Raw genomic sequence first — 17058 nt, 5'->3', positions numbered from 1 at the left:
GACAGAATCCCGCTGGCGGGCGACGAGCGTCTCGACCCGGTTACAAATCGCGCTCCTGCGCCAGGGTTAAAAGGAGCCGAACATCGTGCCCAGAACGATCACGGCGGCGAGCGCGACGACGGCGCCGACGACAGCGACCATCACGATGTCCAGATAACTGTCCTTGTGAGTGGTGCCGCAGACAGCCAGCAGGGTGACGACCGCGCCGTTGTGCGGCAGGCTGTCCAGCGTGCCCGCTCCGATCACCGCCACGCGGTGCATCAGCGACGGATCGATGCCCAGTTCAGCCGCCAGTTGCAGATAGTTCGACCCCAGCGCCTCCAGGGCAATCGTCAGTCCGCCAGAAGCCGAGCCGGTGAGTGCGGACAGGATATTGGTGGACACCGCAAGCGACACCAGCGGCCCGCCGCCGACCCCGAGCACCCATTCGCGTACCAGATCGAAGGCCGGCAGTGCGGCGACGACCGAGCCGAAGCCGACCAGACTCGCCACGCTGACGATCGGCAGCACCGAGGCGTTGACGCCGGCATCGACGCTTTCGCGCAGATTGGGCAGACGCTTGCGGTTGAGTCCGAGCAGGACCAGGATGGCCGCCAGCAGCGCCACAGTCACCGACCAGACGCCACCCACCGCCGCTGCCGAGGTCGGCCCCCAGCGGTCTTCGGCCAGATAACCGAGATCCAGCGCGGGCAGCACCAGCAGGGTCATGGCGAGATTGACCGCCACCACCACGATCAACGGCAGGACGGACATCCAGACCGGCGGCAGATCGGTGCTGACCTGTCCGTGATGGATCTCGGCCGGATCGAATGACTGCGCGACCGCCGCACGTTCGCGCACCAGCGGATCGTCGGCGGCCTGATCGGCGGTCATGAGCAGCGCGCCATCGAAGCCGATGCCGCGACGCCGGGCGGACGCCACCCCGCGCCCCAGCCACCAGAGTCCGAACGCCAGCATGATGAGCGCGGCAATGGTCCCCAGACCGGGCGCGGCGAAGGGCGTGGTGCCGAAGAAAGGCATGGGGATGGCGTTCTGCACCGCCGGGGTGCCGGGCAGGGCCGACATGGTGAAGGTCGAGGTGCCGAGCGCGATCGCCGCCGGCATCAGATGACGCGGGATGTTGGCGTCGCGAAACAGCGCCTGCGCCATGGGCGCCAGCACGAAAAAGGCGACGAAGAGACTGACGCCGCCATAAGTCACCATGGCGCCGGCCAGCACCACCGCCAGCACGGCATGACGCGCACCGAGTTTCTCGCCCATGAAGCGGGCGATGGACTGCACCGAGCCGCTGTCTTCCATGAGCTTGCCGAAGAGCGCGCCGAGCAGAAAGATGGGGAAGAACTGGGCGATAAAGCCCGCCGCGCCGCCCATGAAGGTCTGAGTCCAGTGCGCCAGCAGCGGCTCGCTGGAGAAGAGCGCCGCGATCAGGGCCGCCGCCGGGGTCAGCAGCAGCACGCTCCAGCCGCGATAGGCGAGCCAGATGAGGAGCGCGAGGCCAAGCAGAATTCCAGTTAAACCCATGGGTCAGATTCCTTCCAGCAGATGGTCGAGATCGAAGGTCGCGCGTCGGCCCAGGTCATCGCCGTGTTCGGCGAGGAAGGTTTCGGCGCAGCGCCGGCCTTCGTCGCGCAGCATACAGAGGAAGGGCCATTCGGCATTGAGCTTGGACGAATAGCCCAGGTCGGTCATGGATGGGCTGGCGATGCGGTGCATCCGCATCGAGGCCCAGAGCGCGCCTTCGCTGTGGCCCGGATCGGCGACCTGACGCAGCAGGGCGATCATCCGCAGCTCCTTGAGCAATGGCGCGTTGAAGGCGATCTCGTTTTCACGATTGAGGATGTCACGCGCGGTGCGCGGGGTGCCGGCGCGTTCGATCGGATTGATCTGGATGAGAATGGTGTCGTCGGCGCTGGATTCGCGCACCAGCGGCGAGATCGTGGGATTGCCGGAGAAGCCGCCGTCCCAGTACGCCTCGCCGTCGATCTCGATGGCCTGGAACATCATCGGCAGACAGGCCGAGGCCAGCAGCGCGTCCGGGCTCATGTCGGCGTTGCGAAAGACGCGCGGGCGCCCGGTGCGTACATTGGTGGCTGTGACGAAGACATGCACATCGGAGCGGGCGAGCCGCGCGAAATCGATCGATTCGGCCAGGATGTCGCGCAGCGGATTGAAGCCCATCGGATTGGTGTCGTAGGGCGAGAACAGACGGGCGGCCATGTCGAGCGCAATGAAGGCCGGCGAGTTGTCCATCGTCCAGCGGCCCATGAGGATATCCAGCGGCGCGCGGCGCAGCGGACTCATGAGCGCTGCGTCCGAGACCCGCCGCCAGAAACGCTCCAGCGCAGCCCGCGCGCCTTCGGCCCCGCCCGCCGCAAAACCGTCGCTCAGGATCGCCGCGTTCATGGCGCCGGCCGAGGTGCCGGAGAGCCCGTCGATGGTCAGCCAGGGCTCCTGCAGCATGCGGTCCAGCACGCCCCAGGCGAAGGCGCCGTGCGCCCCCCCGCCCTGGAGCGCGAAATCCACGGAGACCGGCGCACGCTGGCGAGCGGCGGGGGATGTTGAAACGGAAGCAGCCATGATGGCTCCTGGCGCAGGTGCGCGGATTTCTGGGGATTCGGGGACGGTGGGCGCGCGGACGATGGATCGAATCGCGCAAAATTTTCATGATCCTAACATTTGGCGCCAACTTCTCCAATACACAGAGCAACGCCTTGGAAGGAATCGCCCCATGAGCCTGGCTAACCCGACTCTGGAAGATGTTTGGCGGCTGTTTCCGGAGCCCAGCGACGGACATGCAAAGTCGGTCGTATTCCCCTCGCATCGCCCGCAAGCGGAGTCTACGCCGGAGATTGGCATTCCATCGATCAGGACATCGTCAGGACGACCGTCCACAGCAGCAGCGTCAGCACGAGCAGCAACACGCCGGCGACAGGCCATTGACGCAGCCGGGTTTCCGTCCGTTCCAGCCTTTCGCCTACGGCATTCGCCCACTGCGGCGCATCCTTGAACAGCCCCAGCAGGTCGCCTTCGGGCACGCGGGGCAGACGTTCGCCCCAGCGTTGCAGCGCGAGGGCCAGCACCCCGCCGGCCAGAACCGGCCAGAGCCCGGACCAGATCGCATACCAGTCGGTCAGCGCCGCCCAGGGCCGGATTCCGGCGACCGGCGCCAGCATCCAGGGCAGCAGCAGCGCGGCGAGAAAGAGCAGCCGCCAGGGCCATACGAGTCCGGCAGCAGCCTGTGCACCGGAAGCAGGCGAGGCGCCCGCCGCGACCCGGCGCAGAAAATGGATCATCAGCAGCGTGGAGCCGACGGCGGCGAGGCCGGCGAGCAACCCGACCACTTCGGATCCGAGCACCGGCTTGGCGGCGAGCTTGGCGAGATACCCGCCGGTCGGCGGCAGACCGGCGAAACCCAGGGCGAGGATCGCAGCGGGAACCAGCACCGGCCACAGCCGTCGCCGGTCGGTCGCGGCGATCACGCCGACGGCCAGAAAGAGCGCGCCCTTGGCGAGCAGGTGATGGGCGGCATAGACCGTCCCCGCCGTCACCGCCTCGCGGTCGCCGATGGCCAGCCCCATGCCGAGGATGGCGGCGACCAGACCCATCTGACTGGCAGTGGAATAGGCAAGCACCGTCTTGGGGTTGGACTGGAGGACGCCCATCGCCACGGCATACAAGGCCGTGAAGAGTCCGATGCTCGTCAGCGCCGCGCCCCACCCGTCGAGCCCGGCGTCCCAGGGCAGAAAGCGGATCAGGCCGATGATGCCCGCCTTGACGATGACGCCGCTCAACACCGCCGAGGCTGGCATCGGGGCCGCTGGGTGCGCGACCGGCAGCCAGACATGCAGCGGCGCCAGACCGGCCTTGAGACCGAAGCCCGCGATCAGCAGGGCGACCGTCGCGGCGAGCCAGGGTGAGTCGGGCAGGGCCGACACCGATGTCTCTATGGCGAGACTGGCGCCCGGACCGGCATCCGCCAGCAGGACGAAGGCCGGCAGCAGCAAGACCTCGCCGACGATCGCCAGCAGCAGATAGATGACGCCGGCCCGTCGGGCGCGCGCGGTGCCGTCGTGCGCGACCAGCCCCCAGGCCGCCAGACTGACCAGCGCGAAGGTCAGATAGAAGCTCAGGAGATCGGCGGCGACGAAGACGCCCAGGCTGCCGGTCAGGGTCAGCAGCCAGAAGACCACGAAACGTCCGCCGTGCGGCTTGCCGCGCAGATAGGTCGCGGCATAGGCGCCGGCGGCGCTCCACAGCAATGCCGCCACCCCGAGCAGGATGGCGCCCGGCCGGTCGAGCATCAGCCCGATCCGGCGGTCCGGATCCAGGATGAGCGTCGGCATCGCGTCCGGGTTCAGGAGCGCGGCGAGCGCGACCGCCAGGGCGGGCAGCGGCGCCAGCACCAGCAGCGACAGCATCCGCTCGCGCGCCGGACGCCACAGACAGGCCAGGAGCGCCGCAATCGGGGTCGCCAGGGCGAGAGCAAAGAGTGTGTCGATGTTCATCAGGGCAGACCGATCCCGCTGACATCACGACCGATCTGGATCAGCGAGAAGGCCGACAGCGGCACCAGACCGAGCAGCACCGAGATCAGCGCCAGTCCGAGCACCACCCATTCGCGCGAGCGATCCACCGGCTTGACCGGCGCCGGGGGCGGATTCTGGGCGAACAGCGCCGGGGCCAGCACGCGATAGAGATAGGCGCCGGTGAGCAGACCGCCCGCGAGTATGACCAGCATCCACCACCACTGGCCGCTCTGGAGCGCCGCCGACAGCAGCAGCCACTTCGCCATGAAGCCGCCGCTTGGCGGCAGTCCCATCAGCGACAGCCCGGCGATCCCGAAGGCGAAGAGGGTCATCGGCAGGGCGCGCCCGATGCCGCCTAAATCCTGAATCCGGTCGTGACCGAGCGAGGCGGCGATGAGTCCCGCCGCCATGAACATCGCGGCCTTGGCGCAGGCATGCGAAACCAGTTGCAGCACGCCGCCGGTCCAGACGCCGGGCGCATTGCGCAGCTCCGCGAGCGATGCCGTTTCGGGACTCGCGACCAGCGGAAAGACCAGAAAGAGATAGCCGAGTTGCGCGATGGTCGAGTAGGCGATGAGCATCTTGAGCCGCGCCTGACGCAGCGCCAGCACGCCGCCGAAGAGGATCGCCGCCGCACCGAGCGCGGCGAGAATCTGCGCCGCCATCTGCGCCAGCAGCTCGGGCATCACATCGAACCAGATGCGCAGGATCAGAAAGAAGGACGCCTTGACCGCCAGCGCGGAGAGCAGTGCGCTCGCCGCCGCCGGGGCGCCGGCGTGAGCGGGCGGCAGCCAGAGATGTACCGGGAAAAGCGCCGTCTTGGCGGCCAGTCCCGCCGTCATCAGCGCAGCGGCGATCAGAGCCGCCGGCTCCAGTGGGTCATCACCGCCGATGCGTGCGGCAAGCTGGCCGATGTCGAGGGTGCCATAGGCGCCGTAGAACAGCGCCGCCCCGAGCAGATAGAGAACCGAACCCAGCAGCGCAAACATCAGATAGCGCAGCGCCGCCGCCAGCGTCGGCGCGCGTCCGTCCAGACAGACCAGCGGAATTGCGGCGAAGGTCAGCAGTTCCAGCGCGACATAGAGATTGAACAGATCCTCGCCCAGAAAGACCGCGTTCAGCGCCGCCCAGAGCGCGAGCAGCAGGGTCCAGAAGGCGAAGGACGCGCGGGTCTCGGTCGCGCCGCGCGGCGCCTGAAAATCGGCCCGCGCGAAGAGTCCGACGGCGACCATCACCACGGCAGTGGTCAGCAGCATGATGGCCGAGAGTCCGTCCGCCCGCAGCGCCACGCCGAGCGGTGGCGCCCAGCCGCCCAGATCGGTGTGCAGCGGCGCATCGCCATACAGGACTGCCGCCGCGATGGCGACTGCAATGGCGAGTCCGAGTGGCAGGGTCATGAGTGCGATGCGTTCGGCATGGCGTCCGCCGAGGGCGAAGGCGAGCATCAGGCTCGCGACCGGCAGCATCAGCGCCAGCACCAGCAGATTGCCGCCCACGGCGAGGAGATGATCGAGCATGACCGACAGATCCATCAGCGGTCGGCCTCACCTGCTTCATCCCAATCGTCGCGCCCGGTTTCCTGGAGCAGACGCCGCAGCAGGGCGACCGCCAGCGCCGTGGCGGCGAAGGCGACCACCAGCCCGGTGATGATGAGCGCCTGGGGCACCGGATCGCTGCCGGTCCCGGCGATCGCGCCGCCGCCGCGTCGGGCGATGACGCCGAACAGCAGAAAGACCCCGCTGCCGAGCAGATTGAAGGCGATGATCCGGCGCAACGCGCCGGGCAGGACGATCAGGCCATAGAGCCCCAGACCGACCAGGGCCGCGCCGCAGAGTCCGAAGAGGGTCACGGCGGTCATGGCTGGCGCTCCGCTGCGGACGGGGCTTCGGGCGGGCCGGCCAGCAGGAGACCCAGCGCCGCCGCGATGGACAGGGTGAGCGCCGCTTCGATGACGAGGATCAGTGGCTTGGCATAGGCGACCGGGTAGGCCAGAAAGTCTCCGGCAAGCCAGATCCCCGCCACCCCGACCGCCAGAAAGAGCGCCGGTCCGATCACCAGCACCAGACGCAGCCGACGACGACTGACCGCCGGCGGTCGGGTCAGTCCGGCGATCATCGCGAGCACCCACATCGCAGCGAGCACCGCGCCGCCCTGAAAGGCGCCGCCGGGCGCATTGGCGCCGGTCCAGAACAGATGGATGCCGACCAGAATGCCGATCGGGGGCAGCAGTTGGGCCAGCAGGGTCAGGGCGCTGCCCAGCGGCGCGGGACGCAGCCAGCCCGGACGCTCGCCCCAGCCGTCTTTGGGCGCGAGCGACCAGACGCCGATGATAGCGAAGACCAGCACCACGGATTCGAGCAGGGTATCGATGGCGCGGAAGGCGATGAGCACGCCGGTGACCGGATTGCCGAGTCCGGTCGCTGGGAGATTGGCCGCGACGGACGGGGCCAGGGTCGGCGCGGGATCAGGCAGGAGCAGCACGACCGCTGCCAGACCGCCAGCGACTGTCGCGCTCAGGACACCGGCCAGGAGCCGCGTCCACCGTCCCGCCGTCGGGCTGGGCTGGCGCGCGGATCGCGGCAGACGGGTCGCGACGCCGAGCAGCAGCAGGCCGGTCAGCCCGCTCCCGATCGCCGCTTCGGTCAGGGCCACATCCACCGCTGCGAGACGCACCCAGACGAGTGCGACCAGCAGACCGTAAGCGATATAGCCGACCACCGCGCCATTGTGCGAGCGGGCGGCGACGGTCCAGACGCCCAGACCCAGGATCGACAGCGCCAGACCCAGGTCGACGATCAGGGCGGCGCTCATCGCGGCGGCTCCGCGTCGGCGGATCGATCCCAGGCATCGGATCGCGCGGTCCGGGCCATGAGCCGGCCAACCGTGGCCCCGGCGAGCAGCGTCAGCAGCCAGACCGCGATCAGCTTGAGTCCGCCGACGGGCCAACCGACCTGAGGCAGCAGACCCAGCACGATCAGACCCAGTCCCAGATTGTCCGCCTTGGTCAAAGCGTGCAGACGGGTCAGGGTATCGGGGAAGCGCAGCAGCCCGACCGTGCCGGCGAGAAAAAAGAACGCGCCCAGCGAGATCGCGGCGACACTGAAGAGGTTCAGGGCAAGCGTCATGGGCGGTTCTCGTCCGAAACCGGTTCCGACTCCGGGCGTCGCGCACCGGCCGCCAGGGCCACCGAGGCAAGGGCGGCGAGCAGCGCCAGCACCAGGGCGAGATCGGTGATGGCATTCATGTCCGTGGCGACACCGAGCAACAGGAGCGCCGCGACCCCGCCGGTCCCCAGCAATTGCGCCGCCATCATGCGGTCCACATCGCCGGGACCGCGCAGGACGCGGATCAGTCCCAGCGCCACCGTCGCCAGCACGAACACGGCGGCGGCGAGCATAAAGTCAGCGATGTCCATCGTCTTGACCCAGCACCTGGAGCAACAGGGTTTCGTCGATGGCCAGCGACTCCGCCACCGGCTGCATGACATCCAGACAGTGATAGACGAGCCGGCCCGCCGCATCCGTGCCGACCGGCAGGGTGCCGGGCATGAGACCGGTCAGGGCGCCGAAGACGGCGCGCCCCGGACCCGGCGGGAGACGTGTCGGATAGGTCAGATAACCGGGTTGCAGCGACAGCCGGGGCGACAGGGTGCGCCGCGCGACATCGATCCCCGAAACGACCGACTGCGACAGCAGACGCCAGACGAGCCGGACCAGTGCGCCGTAACGAATCCGTCCGGCGGTCGGCGGCAGAAGCCGCAGACTGGCCCAGGTCGCGGCGGCCGCCGCCGGGACGCCTGCCGCCAGATCCGCGAGCAGCACGGGCGTGACCGGCAGACGGGGATCGGCGAGCAACAGCCAGCCGCCGTAGAACGCGAGACCGCGTGCGAGTGCGGATCGGGCAAAAGGCAAGCCTTGATCACCATGGCGTTGAAGGTCACGATTTACAACCGGACGAAGAGACTCCATTCCGTGCCCTCAATCGAGTATGTCCGAAAGGATATGCGAAGCAAAGACAGCGTGAAATCCATCGATCGCCCAACAGCGCGCTAGATTCGACCCCATGATGCCATGAAGCTGCGACCCGCAACAAGCAACGCCGCAGCCGTGTCTCTCGTTTCCGTCCCGCTGGAGCGCCCTACTCGATCGGTCTCCCGTGCGCCCCGGCTTTAACCAACGTGCAATAGCCGGTCACACCTCAGCCTGACTATCCTACGCATCTTTGTCCCGTCCGCGCGCAAACGCCGAGCGCGTTGCCGGGAGGCGAGATCCGGCGGCCGCGGTCCTTATCGACCGCTCACTTGGACGTCGGCGATCGCCGTAACCAGCACGAGGGATGTCCTATGCAACAGGCGGTCTCACAACGCACGTCAAGGTATCGATCGGCACTTGTCACCGTCGCCTCCATGTGCACGGCGCTGCTGATCGGAGGCTGCGAGTTCGAGCAATCCGCAGAATCCTCAGCCGCACCTGAACCCATTCGTCCGGTGCGGGTGGCCGAGGTCGTCGAAACCGGCGGCGGCGAGGAGATCAGGCTGAGCGGCACCATCGAGGCCGAGGACAGCATCAACCTAGCCTTCCGCGTCGGCGGCCAACTGATCCAGCGCACGGTCAACGTCGGCGACCGGGTTCGGGCAGGACAGACGGTCGCGCGGCTGGATCCGGAGACGGCGCAGAACGCGGTCGATGCGGCGCGCGCCAACGTCGCCGCGGCGATGGCGCGGCTGGTGGAGACGCGCAACACCATCGCCCGCTATGAACCGATGGTGGCGCGCGGCTTCGTCGCCCGGCAGCAGTTCGACCGGGCCGTCGAGTCGCGCAATGCGGCCGAGGCCCAGGTGGAGGCCGCCGAGGCCAAGCTGCGCAGCGCCGAGAACCAGCGCTCGTTCACCGAACTGGTGGCCGATGCCGCCGGCACTGTCACCGCCCGCGGCGCCGAGCCGGGGGAGGTCGTGGCCGCAGGCCAGATGGTGGTCCAGCTCGCACGCGAGGGCGGCCGGGATGCGGTCTTCGACTTCCCGCCGCGGGTCAAGGATGCCTTGGCGGCGGACACGGTGATCGAGGTCGTCTCCACCACAGATCCCAACGTGCGCGCGCTGGGGCGCGTGCGCGAGATCTCGCCGCAAGCGGACCCGGTGACGCGCACCTTCCGGGTGCGGGTCGGTCTCGCCAATCCGCCGGAGGCGCTCCGGCTCGGCTCCTCAGTGAGCGGCAAGGTGCCGGTCGGCGGCGGCGCCGAGGGCATTTCGATCCCGGCCGCGGCGCTGACTCGCGCCGACGGGCAACCGGCGGTGTGGGTGGTGGACCCGGGCACGCAGCGGGTGGCGCTGCGCAACATCGACGTGATCGCCTATGAGCTGGACAGGGTGCTGGTGCAGCACGGACTCATGCCGGGCGATCTGGTGGTGACAGCGGGCGTGCAGAGTCTGCGCCCGGATCAGCCGGTGCGCCTGCTCGGTGCGGTGTCGGCGCCGGCGGTCTCCGATGAGGCCGCGCCCGAGAGCGCGGGCGAAACGACCGGCGGGACGCCACGATGAAGCCGTTCAACCTGTCCGAATGGGCGATCAACCACCGCTCCGTCGTCGTCTATCTGATGATCGTCGCCGTCGCGGCCGGCGTCGGCGCCTTCTTCAAGCTCGGCCGTGCCGAGGATCCGGCATTCACGATCCGCACCATGGTGGTGGGCGCCGCCTGGCCGGGGGCGACGCTCCAGGACACGCTGGATCAGGTCACAGAGCGGCTGGAGCGCACGCTGCAGGAGGCCCCGCATGTGGACCGGCTGCGCAGCTTCACGCGTGCGGGCAGCACGACGATCTTCGTGGACCTCGATGGCGGCACACCAGCGGAGGCCATCGAGGATGCCTGGTACCAGATCCGCAAGAAGGTCGGCGACATCCGCCACACATTGCCGCAGGGGCTGGTGGGTCCGCGCTTCGACGACGAGTTCGGCGACACCTACGGCATCATCTACGGCTTCACCGCCGACGGCTTCAGTCATCGCGAGCTGCGCGACTACGTCGAAGACGTGCGCTCGCAACTGCTGCGGGTGCCGGACGTCGCGAAGATCGACATCCTCGGCGCCCAGGACGAGCGCTTCTACATCGAGTTCGCGATGGACGAACTCGCCGGACTCGGCATCGCCCCGGCGGCGCTGACGGCCGCGCTGCAGGCGCAGAACGTCGTCACGCCCACTGGCGTGCTCCAGACCGGCGACGAGGCCATCTCGCTGCGGGTCTCCGGGGCCTTCCACGACACGACGGATCTGCTGGAGGTCAGCTTCGCCGTCGGCGGGCGCATGCTGCGGCTCGGCGACATCGCCCAGGTACGCCGCGGCTATGTGGATCCGCCGCAGTCGATGTTCCGCGTCAACGGCGAGCCGGCGCTCGGACTCGCCATCGCCATGCGCGAGGGCGGCGACATCCTGACCCTGGGCGACAGGTTGAAGTCGCAGATGGCCGCCATCGTCGGGGAGCTGCCCCTCGGCATCGATGTCATGCGTGTCGCCGACCAGCCGGTGACCGTGGACGAGGCCATCTCGGATTTCACGACCTCGCTCTGGCAGGCCATCGCGATCATCCTGGCGATCGGTTTCATCGCGCTCGGCGTGCGTGCCGGCACCGTCGTGGCGCTGACCATCCCGCTGACGCTGGCGCTGGTGTTCGCGCTGATGGATCTCGCGAACATCGACCTGCACCGCATCTCGCTGGGCGCGCTGATCATCGCGCTGGCGCTGCTGGTGGACGACGCCATGACCACCGTCGATGCCATGACCCGGCGCCTTGCGCTGGGCGAGCCGAAGCACGAGGCGGCCACCTATGCGTATCGCACGCTCGCGTTCGCGATGTTGACCGGAACGCTGGTGACCATCGCCGGGTTCGTGCCCATCGGCTTTGCCCGGAGCAGCGCCGGCGAGTACACCTTTTCGATCTTCGCGGTGGTGGCCATCGCGCTGCTGGTGTCCTGGTTCGTCGCCGTGGTCTTTGCGCCGCTGCTTGGCACGGCCCTGCTGAAGGCGCCGGCGCAGACCGCGGGCGCGGCGCCGGGCCGGGCGCTGCGCCTGTACCGTGGCCTGCTGAATGGCGCCATGCGCCTGCGCTGGCTGACCCTTCTGGTCACCCTGGTGCTGTTCGTGGTGGCCATCCTCGGCGTGCGGCTGATCCCGCAACAGTTCTTCCCGGCCTCCGACCGCGTGGACCTGCTGGTGGACCTGACCCTGCCGCAGAACGCCTCCATCCACGCCACCGAGGCGGCGGCGGAAAGGCTGGACGCGATCCTGGCGGAGGATCCGGACCTGGACCACTGGAGCACCTATGTCGGCCAGGGCGCGATCCGCTTCTACCTGCCGCTCAACGTCCAGTTGCCGAACCCCTTCTATGCCCAGGCGGTGCTGGTGGCCAAGGACTTCGAGGGACGCCAGCGCATCGAGGAGCGTCTGACGACGCTGTTGCCGGAGGTCTTTCCGGAGGCCGTGACCCGCGTCTCTCCGCTGGAGCTGGGACCGCCCGTGGGCTGGCCCGTGCAATACCGCGTCAGCGGCCCGGACCCGGAGCGGCTACGCGGCATCGCGCTGGAGCTGGCGACGCTGATGGCCGACTCGTCGCTGACCCGGCAGATCAACTTCGACTGGATGGAGACCGCCCGCGAGGTCACCATCCGCATCGACCAGGACGAGGCACGCCGCTTGGGCCTGTCCTCGCAGGCGGTGGCGGCGGTGCTCAGCGCCCACATCTCGGGCAGCCGCGTGACCCAGGTCCGCGACGACATCTTCCTGATCGACGTCGTTGCCCGTGAGGTCGGCGGACAGACGCTCTCGACCACGACCCTGCAGACCCTGCCGGTGGCCCTCGGCGACGGGCGCACCATCCCGCTGAACCAGATCGCCACCTTCGACTTCGGCCAGGATCTGCCGCTGATCTGGCGACGGGACCGGGTGCCGACGCTCACGGTGCAGGCGGACACGGCCCCTGGCCTGCTGCCCGAGACCGTGGTCGACGGACTGGCCGAAGGGGTGGCCGCGCTGGCCGACGGCCTGCCGGTCGGCTACCACATCGAGGTCGGCGGAACCGTCGAGGAGAGCGCCGAGTCGCGCGCCTCGGTGATGGCCGTGGTGCCGCTGATGCTGTTCCTGATGCTGACGCTGCTGATGTTCCAGCTGCGTCGCTTCGCGCTGTTGGCGATGGTGCTGAGTGTGGTGCCGCTCGGCCTCATCGGCGTCGTGGGGGCGCTGCTGATCTCCGGGCGACCGCTCGGGTTCGTGGCCATCCTCGGCATCCTGGCGCTGATCGGCATGATCGCCAAGAATTCGGTCATCCTGATCACCCAGATCGAGCAGGAGCGCGCCAGCGGGCGGCCCATCTGGGATGCCGTGGTGGACGCGAGCCTATCGCGGGTACGACCGATCATGCTGACCGCCATGTCCACCGTTCTGGGACTCATCCCGATTGCGCCGACGGTGTTCTGGGGCCCCATGGCCTTCGCCATCATGGGCGGACTGTTGGTGGCCTCGCTGCTGACGCTGGTGGTGATTCCGACGCTCTATGTCACCTGGGAGTCGCTCAGGGGCAGCGATCTGCACCGGGCTTCGTCACCGACCGCCGCCTGAGTCTCTGCCGCTGACAGCCCCCTGGTCGCAGACCGGGGCTCCGGAACCTGTGGGTTTGCAGCGTCGGTACGCTCTATGTCTGGTAGGTGACACGGTGTTCAAGAGTCGTTTGATAGAGACTGACTTGCCGTAGAAATGCAGCTCGACCGCCTTCTGACGTTCGTCCGTCAGAAACTGAACCGCCGGCCCTCCCGCCGGCACCCAACCCACTCGATCGTTCACAGGACTGCTAATCGATATGAATAAAATCATCCGACATCCAGTCGCCCTCGCCGCCCTTCTGGCGTTGGCCGTGCAACCGATGACGTCCCAGGCGCTCGATGAGAGCGATTTCAACTTCGACACCACCGAGAACCTGCTCAAGGTCTGCGGAGCAACCGGAGACAGTCCGGGGGCGCGTGAGGCCCTGTTGTCATGCCGGGCGTTCATCGAGGCCAGCGTCCAGTACCATGACGCGGTGAGCGACAAGAAGCGGGCGAAGCGACTGATCTGCTACAACGCGAACGACACGATCGAGGATGGCCGACAGGCGTTCCTCACCTGGGGAGCCGAGAACAAGGGCAATCAGACGCTGATGAACGAGATGCCCGTGGTCGGCGTGGTCCGTGCGTTGGCGAAGGCCAGACCCTGCAAGAAGTAATCATCGGAGATCACCTCATGAAGTCCATATCCATCCTCTTCCTGGCGGCCATGATCGCGGTCGTCCTCTCAGGCTGCGGAAGCACACCGCGGGCCAGCGTTGCCAGCGGCACTGCGATGGGCGCCGCCACCGGCGCCGCTATCGGCTCCTTCAGCGGCAACGCCGGGCGCGGCGCGCTGATCGGAGCAGGTGTCGGCGCACTCGGCGGCGTACTCGCCGATGAGCATCGCCGCGGCAGCTTCGATTAGTCCAGCCTCCGACCGGCGAGTGGGAGCGCCGATCCGATCGGCGTTTCCCCACTCGCGGTCACGACGGCGAGCAACGGGAATCATTCACGACATCGCGGCGCGCGTCTTGGCCCCCCCGGCCTCGACCGAGGTCACGGCGACACGCAGGCTGGGTGTGAGGCGGATGACGAGCTTCTCGATCTCCACCACCAGGAAGAACGCCAGCCCGCCGAGGAAGAGCCAGGGCCAAACCATCAGCGGGATCGCCTCGTTGTGGAACAGGTACTGCAAAGGCGGAGCATAGGTGAACAGGAGCTGCAGGACGACGACGGCCGCGATCCCCATCGGCAGGTAGCGGTTGCCCAGATGGGCTTTGAACGACAGGGACGACTCCAGCAGGAAGCGGCTGTTGAGCAGATAGAAGACCTGTCCGATCGTGATGGCGTTGACCGCCACGGTGCGCGCGAGCTCGTCGGAGGCGCCCTGCCCCTTCATCCAGAAGAAGGCCCAGAGGGTATAGGCCAACAAGGCCAGGCCGACGAAGACCACCCGCCAGATCCCGAACCCGGTCAGGATGGCCCGATCGACGGTCCGCGGGGCACGCCGCATCACATCGCGCTCATGGGGCTCGAAGGCGATGACCAGACCCAGAGCGACCGAGGTCACCATGTTGACCCAGAGCACCTGGGGCGCGGTGATCGGCATGGTGAAGCCGAGGAAGATCGCCACCGCGATGACCAGGCCCTGGGCCACATTGGTCGGCAGCATGAAGAGGATCGCCTTCTCGATGTTGTTGTAGACGGTGCGGCCCTCCTTCACCGCGGCGGTGATCGAGGCGAAGTTGTCGTCGGCGAGGATCATCCCGGCGGCCTCCTTGGTCACTTCCGTCCCCTTGATCCCCATCGCCACACCGATGTCCGCCTTCTTCAGCGACGGGGCATCGTTGACCCCGTCGCCGGTCATGGCGACGATCTGGCCGTTGGCCTGGATCGCCTTGACCAGACGCAGCTTGTGCTCCGGACTCGCGCGGGCGAAGACATCCACGGTCTGCACGCACTCCTGAAGCGCCGCCTCGTTCATCTCCTCGATCTCGCTGCCGGCGACTGCGGTCCTGCCGTCGCCGATACCGAGCATCTTGGCGATCGCTGCTGCGGTGATCTTGTGATCGCCGGTGATCATCGTCACCCGGATGCCGCCGTCGTGGCAGACCTTGACCGCCTCGATCGCCTCCTGGCGCGGCGGGTCGAGCAGCCCGATCAGACCGATCAGGACCAGATTGCGAGGCAGATCGGCGGGACTCAGGGTTCCGGCCGCAAGTCCGGGATCTTCGAGCCAGGCCAGGGCCAGAACCCGCTCGCCCTGGGCCGCGAGCTGGTCGGCCACCCGTTCGAAGTGCCCGAGATCCAGCGCGGCGGTCTCACCGGCGCCCAGTTGCTGACGGTCGCAGTGACCGAGGATGACCTCGGGCGCTCCCTTGACCAGCAGCATCTCGCGTCCGTCGGCGCCACGATGCAGGGTCGCCATGAACTTGTGCTCGGACTCGAACGGAATCGCGTCGATCCGCGGCCAGGCGGCGATCTCGGCCGCGCGGTCCATCCCGAGCTTGGTCGCGAAGGGGTACATCGCCCCTTCGGTCGGATCGCCCTCGACCTTCCAGACCCCGTCCTGCTGCAACAGCACAGCGTCGTTGCAGAGCATCGAGACCCGGCCCATCAGCTCCAGCACGGGATCCTTGGGCGCCGGCTCGCCGTCGCGGGTCACGGCACCCTCGGGGGCATAGCCGTTGCCGCTGACCTGGTACTGCGACTCGGCGCCGGCGGCGGAGACCACCATCATCTCCATCAGGGTCAGGGTTCCGGTCTTGTCCGAGCAGATCCGCGAGACCGAGCCCAGGGTCTCCACCGCCGGCAGACGGCGGATGATCGCGTTGCGGCTCGCCATCCGCTGCACCCCGATCGCCAGCGCAATGGTGATGATCGCCGGCAGACCCTCGGGGATCACCGACACGGCGATGCCGATCACGGATTGGAAAAGCTCGACGAAGTCCATTCCGATCACCCATTTGCCGTAGGCGAAGACCAGCACGCCGACCACGGCGATGACCGTCGTGATCGCATAGCCGAAGCGCTTGATCTGGCGCAGCAGCGGGGTCTCCAGGGCACTGACGCCGGCCAGCATCGCATTGATCCGCCCGAGTTCGGTCTGCGCCCCGGTGGCGATGACGACACCGGTCGCCCGCCCGGACACCACCATGGTGCCGGAGAAGCCCAGGTTGTGGCGGTCGCCGACGGTGGCCTTCTCCGGCACCACATCGGTGGACTTGTCGGCGGGGACCGACTCGCCGGTCAGGGCGGCCTCCTCGGTGCGCAGATTCTTGACCTCGATGAGCCGCAGATCCGCCGGGATCTTGTCGCCGGACTCCAGCAGGACGATGTCGCCGGGGACCAGATCCTCCGCCGGTATCATCCGGGTCTCGCCGTCGCGGCGCGTCCGGGCCTCGGCCGAGAGCATGTTGCGGATCGACTCCAGCGCCTGCTCCGCCTTGCCCTCCTGGAGGAATCCGAGCAGGGCGTTGATCAGGACCACCCCGAGGATGATCCCGGCGTCGATCCAGAGCCCGAGCATCAGTTTGGCGAAGCCCGCGCCCAGCAGGACATAGACCAGGACGTTGTTGAGCTGGGAGAGGAAGCGCATGAAAGGTCCGCGCCGCTTGCCGGCCGGAAGCCGGTTGGCTCCATGCTCGGCGAGGCGCCTGGCGGCCTCTGCGGCATCGAGTCCCGTCGCCGCATCGGCCGCTAGCCGTGTCATGACCGCATCGGTCGCCATCGCGTGCCAGCCGGGGCCGGCCAAGTCCGTATTGTGTGTATTCATCGCTCGGATTCAAACCTCGCAGTAGGCGTCGTCGGGCGCTGGCCTGAAGGCTAAGTGATCAAGGGTCGAAAACCCATTGAACCTTGGTGCAACGCCTCGGAGGGCGTCCGTCGTCAACGAAGGTCGACGAGATCGACGGTGCTTTGAGTCCCGACCTTGGCTCTACGGCATCTTCCGTCGCCTTTAACCAAGG

The 17058-nt window shown here is 68.0% G+C and carries 14 protein-coding genes; 4 read left to right on the top strand and 10 right to left on the bottom strand.

Features of this window, described 5'->3' with window-relative positions; all coding sequences use genetic code 11:
* Nucleotides 1–66: 66 nt before the first annotated feature.
* The 9 genes from HW932_RS06950 to HW932_RS06910 all read right to left on the bottom strand — a co-directional run bounded on the left by HW932_RS06950 (nt 67) and on the right by HW932_RS06910 (nt 8437).
* Nucleotides 67–1521: a GntP family permease gene (locus HW932_RS06950; protein ID WP_176975771.1), complete on the bottom strand. Its 1455-nt coding sequence runs from the start codon at nt 1519–1521 to the stop codon at nt 67–69.
* Between the two features lie 3 nt (nt 1522–1524).
* Nucleotides 1525–2577 (bottom strand): patatin-like phospholipase family protein, encoded by a 1053-nt coding sequence (locus HW932_RS06945; RefSeq protein WP_176975770.1) that lies wholly within the window; start codon nt 2575–2577, stop codon nt 1525–1527.
* Nucleotides 2578–2864: 287 nt separating this feature from the next.
* A complete protein-coding gene (locus HW932_RS06940; protein ID WP_176975769.1) occupies nt 2865–4505 on the bottom strand; it encodes a complex I subunit 5 family protein in 1641 nt (546 codons plus the stop codon).
* Entirely contained in the window at nt 4505–6043 is a 1539-nt protein-coding gene (locus HW932_RS06935; RefSeq protein ID WP_246296705.1) for a complex I subunit 5 family protein, read from the bottom strand. Before HW932_RS06935 ends, HW932_RS06940 begins: the two co-directional genes overlap by 1 nt.
* 14 nt (nt 6044–6057) lie before the next feature.
* Nucleotides 6058–6384 carry an NADH-quinone oxidoreductase subunit K gene (locus HW932_RS06930; RefSeq protein ID WP_176975767.1) on the bottom strand — a complete coding sequence of 109 codons (327 nt, stop codon included), beginning with the start codon at nt 6382–6384 and terminating at the stop codon, nt 6058–6060.
* Nucleotides 6381–7337, bottom strand: coding sequence for a hydrogenase subunit MbhD domain-containing protein (locus HW932_RS06925; protein WP_176975766.1), 957 nt, complete (start codon nt 7335–7337; stop codon nt 6381–6383). Before HW932_RS06925 ends, HW932_RS06930 begins: the two co-directional genes overlap by 4 nt.
* Nucleotides 7334–7651, bottom strand: a complete 318-nt coding sequence (locus tag HW932_RS06920; protein WP_176975765.1) for a monovalent cation/H(+) antiporter subunit G — start codon at nt 7649–7651, stop codon at nt 7334–7336. Before HW932_RS06920 ends, HW932_RS06925 begins: the two co-directional genes overlap by 4 nt.
* On the bottom strand, nt 7648–7935 hold the full coding sequence (locus HW932_RS06915) for a monovalent cation/H+ antiporter complex subunit F (protein WP_176976067.1): 288 nt from the start codon (nt 7933–7935) through the stop codon (nt 7648–7650). Before HW932_RS06915 ends, HW932_RS06920 begins: the two co-directional genes overlap by 4 nt.
* On the bottom strand, nt 7928–8437 hold the full coding sequence (locus HW932_RS06910; protein ID WP_246296704.1) for a Na+/H+ antiporter subunit E: 510 nt from the start codon (nt 8435–8437) through the stop codon (nt 7928–7930). Before HW932_RS06910 ends, HW932_RS06915 begins: the two co-directional genes overlap by 8 nt.
* Before the next feature lie 431 nt (nt 8438–8868).
* Here HW932_RS06910 and HW932_RS06905 point away from each other — a divergent pair, with 431 nt between their 5' ends.
* From HW932_RS06905 to HW932_RS06890, 4 genes are all read left to right on the top strand, one after another.
* On the top strand, nt 8869–10062 hold the full coding sequence (locus HW932_RS06905; RefSeq protein WP_176975763.1) for an efflux RND transporter periplasmic adaptor subunit: 1194 nt from the start codon (nt 8869–8871) through the stop codon (nt 10060–10062).
* Nucleotides 10059–13127, top strand: coding sequence for an efflux RND transporter permease subunit (locus HW932_RS06900; RefSeq protein ID WP_176975762.1), 3069 nt, complete (start codon nt 10059–10061; stop codon nt 13125–13127). Before HW932_RS06905 ends, HW932_RS06900 begins: the two co-directional genes overlap by 4 nt.
* Nucleotides 13128–13365: 238 nt before the next feature.
* Nucleotides 13366–13767: a Rap1a/Tai family immunity protein gene (locus HW932_RS06895; RefSeq protein ID WP_176975761.1), complete on the top strand. Its 402-nt coding sequence runs from the start codon at nt 13366–13368 to the stop codon at nt 13765–13767.
* Nucleotides 13768–13784: 17 nt separating this feature from the next.
* On the top strand, nt 13785–14015 hold the full coding sequence (locus tag HW932_RS06890) for a glycine zipper family protein (RefSeq protein ID WP_176975760.1): 231 nt from the start codon (nt 13785–13787) through the stop codon (nt 14013–14015).
* Between the two features lie 84 nt (nt 14016–14099).
* Here the strand turns inward: HW932_RS06890 and HW932_RS06885 are convergent, their stop codons facing one another.
* Nucleotides 14100–16865: an HAD-IC family P-type ATPase gene (locus HW932_RS06885; protein WP_176975759.1), complete on the bottom strand. Its 2766-nt coding sequence runs from the start codon at nt 16863–16865 to the stop codon at nt 14100–14102.
* Between the last annotated feature and the right edge of the window lie 193 nt (nt 16866–17058).

Origin of the sequence: Allochromatium humboldtianum, from assembly GCF_013385175.1 — a bacterium.
Lineage (GTDB): Bacteria > Pseudomonadota > Gammaproteobacteria > Chromatiales > Chromatiaceae > Thermochromatium > Thermochromatium humboldtianum.
Note: the sequence above shows the minus strand (reverse complement) of the source record. Positions and strands in the feature narration are given on the sequence as shown.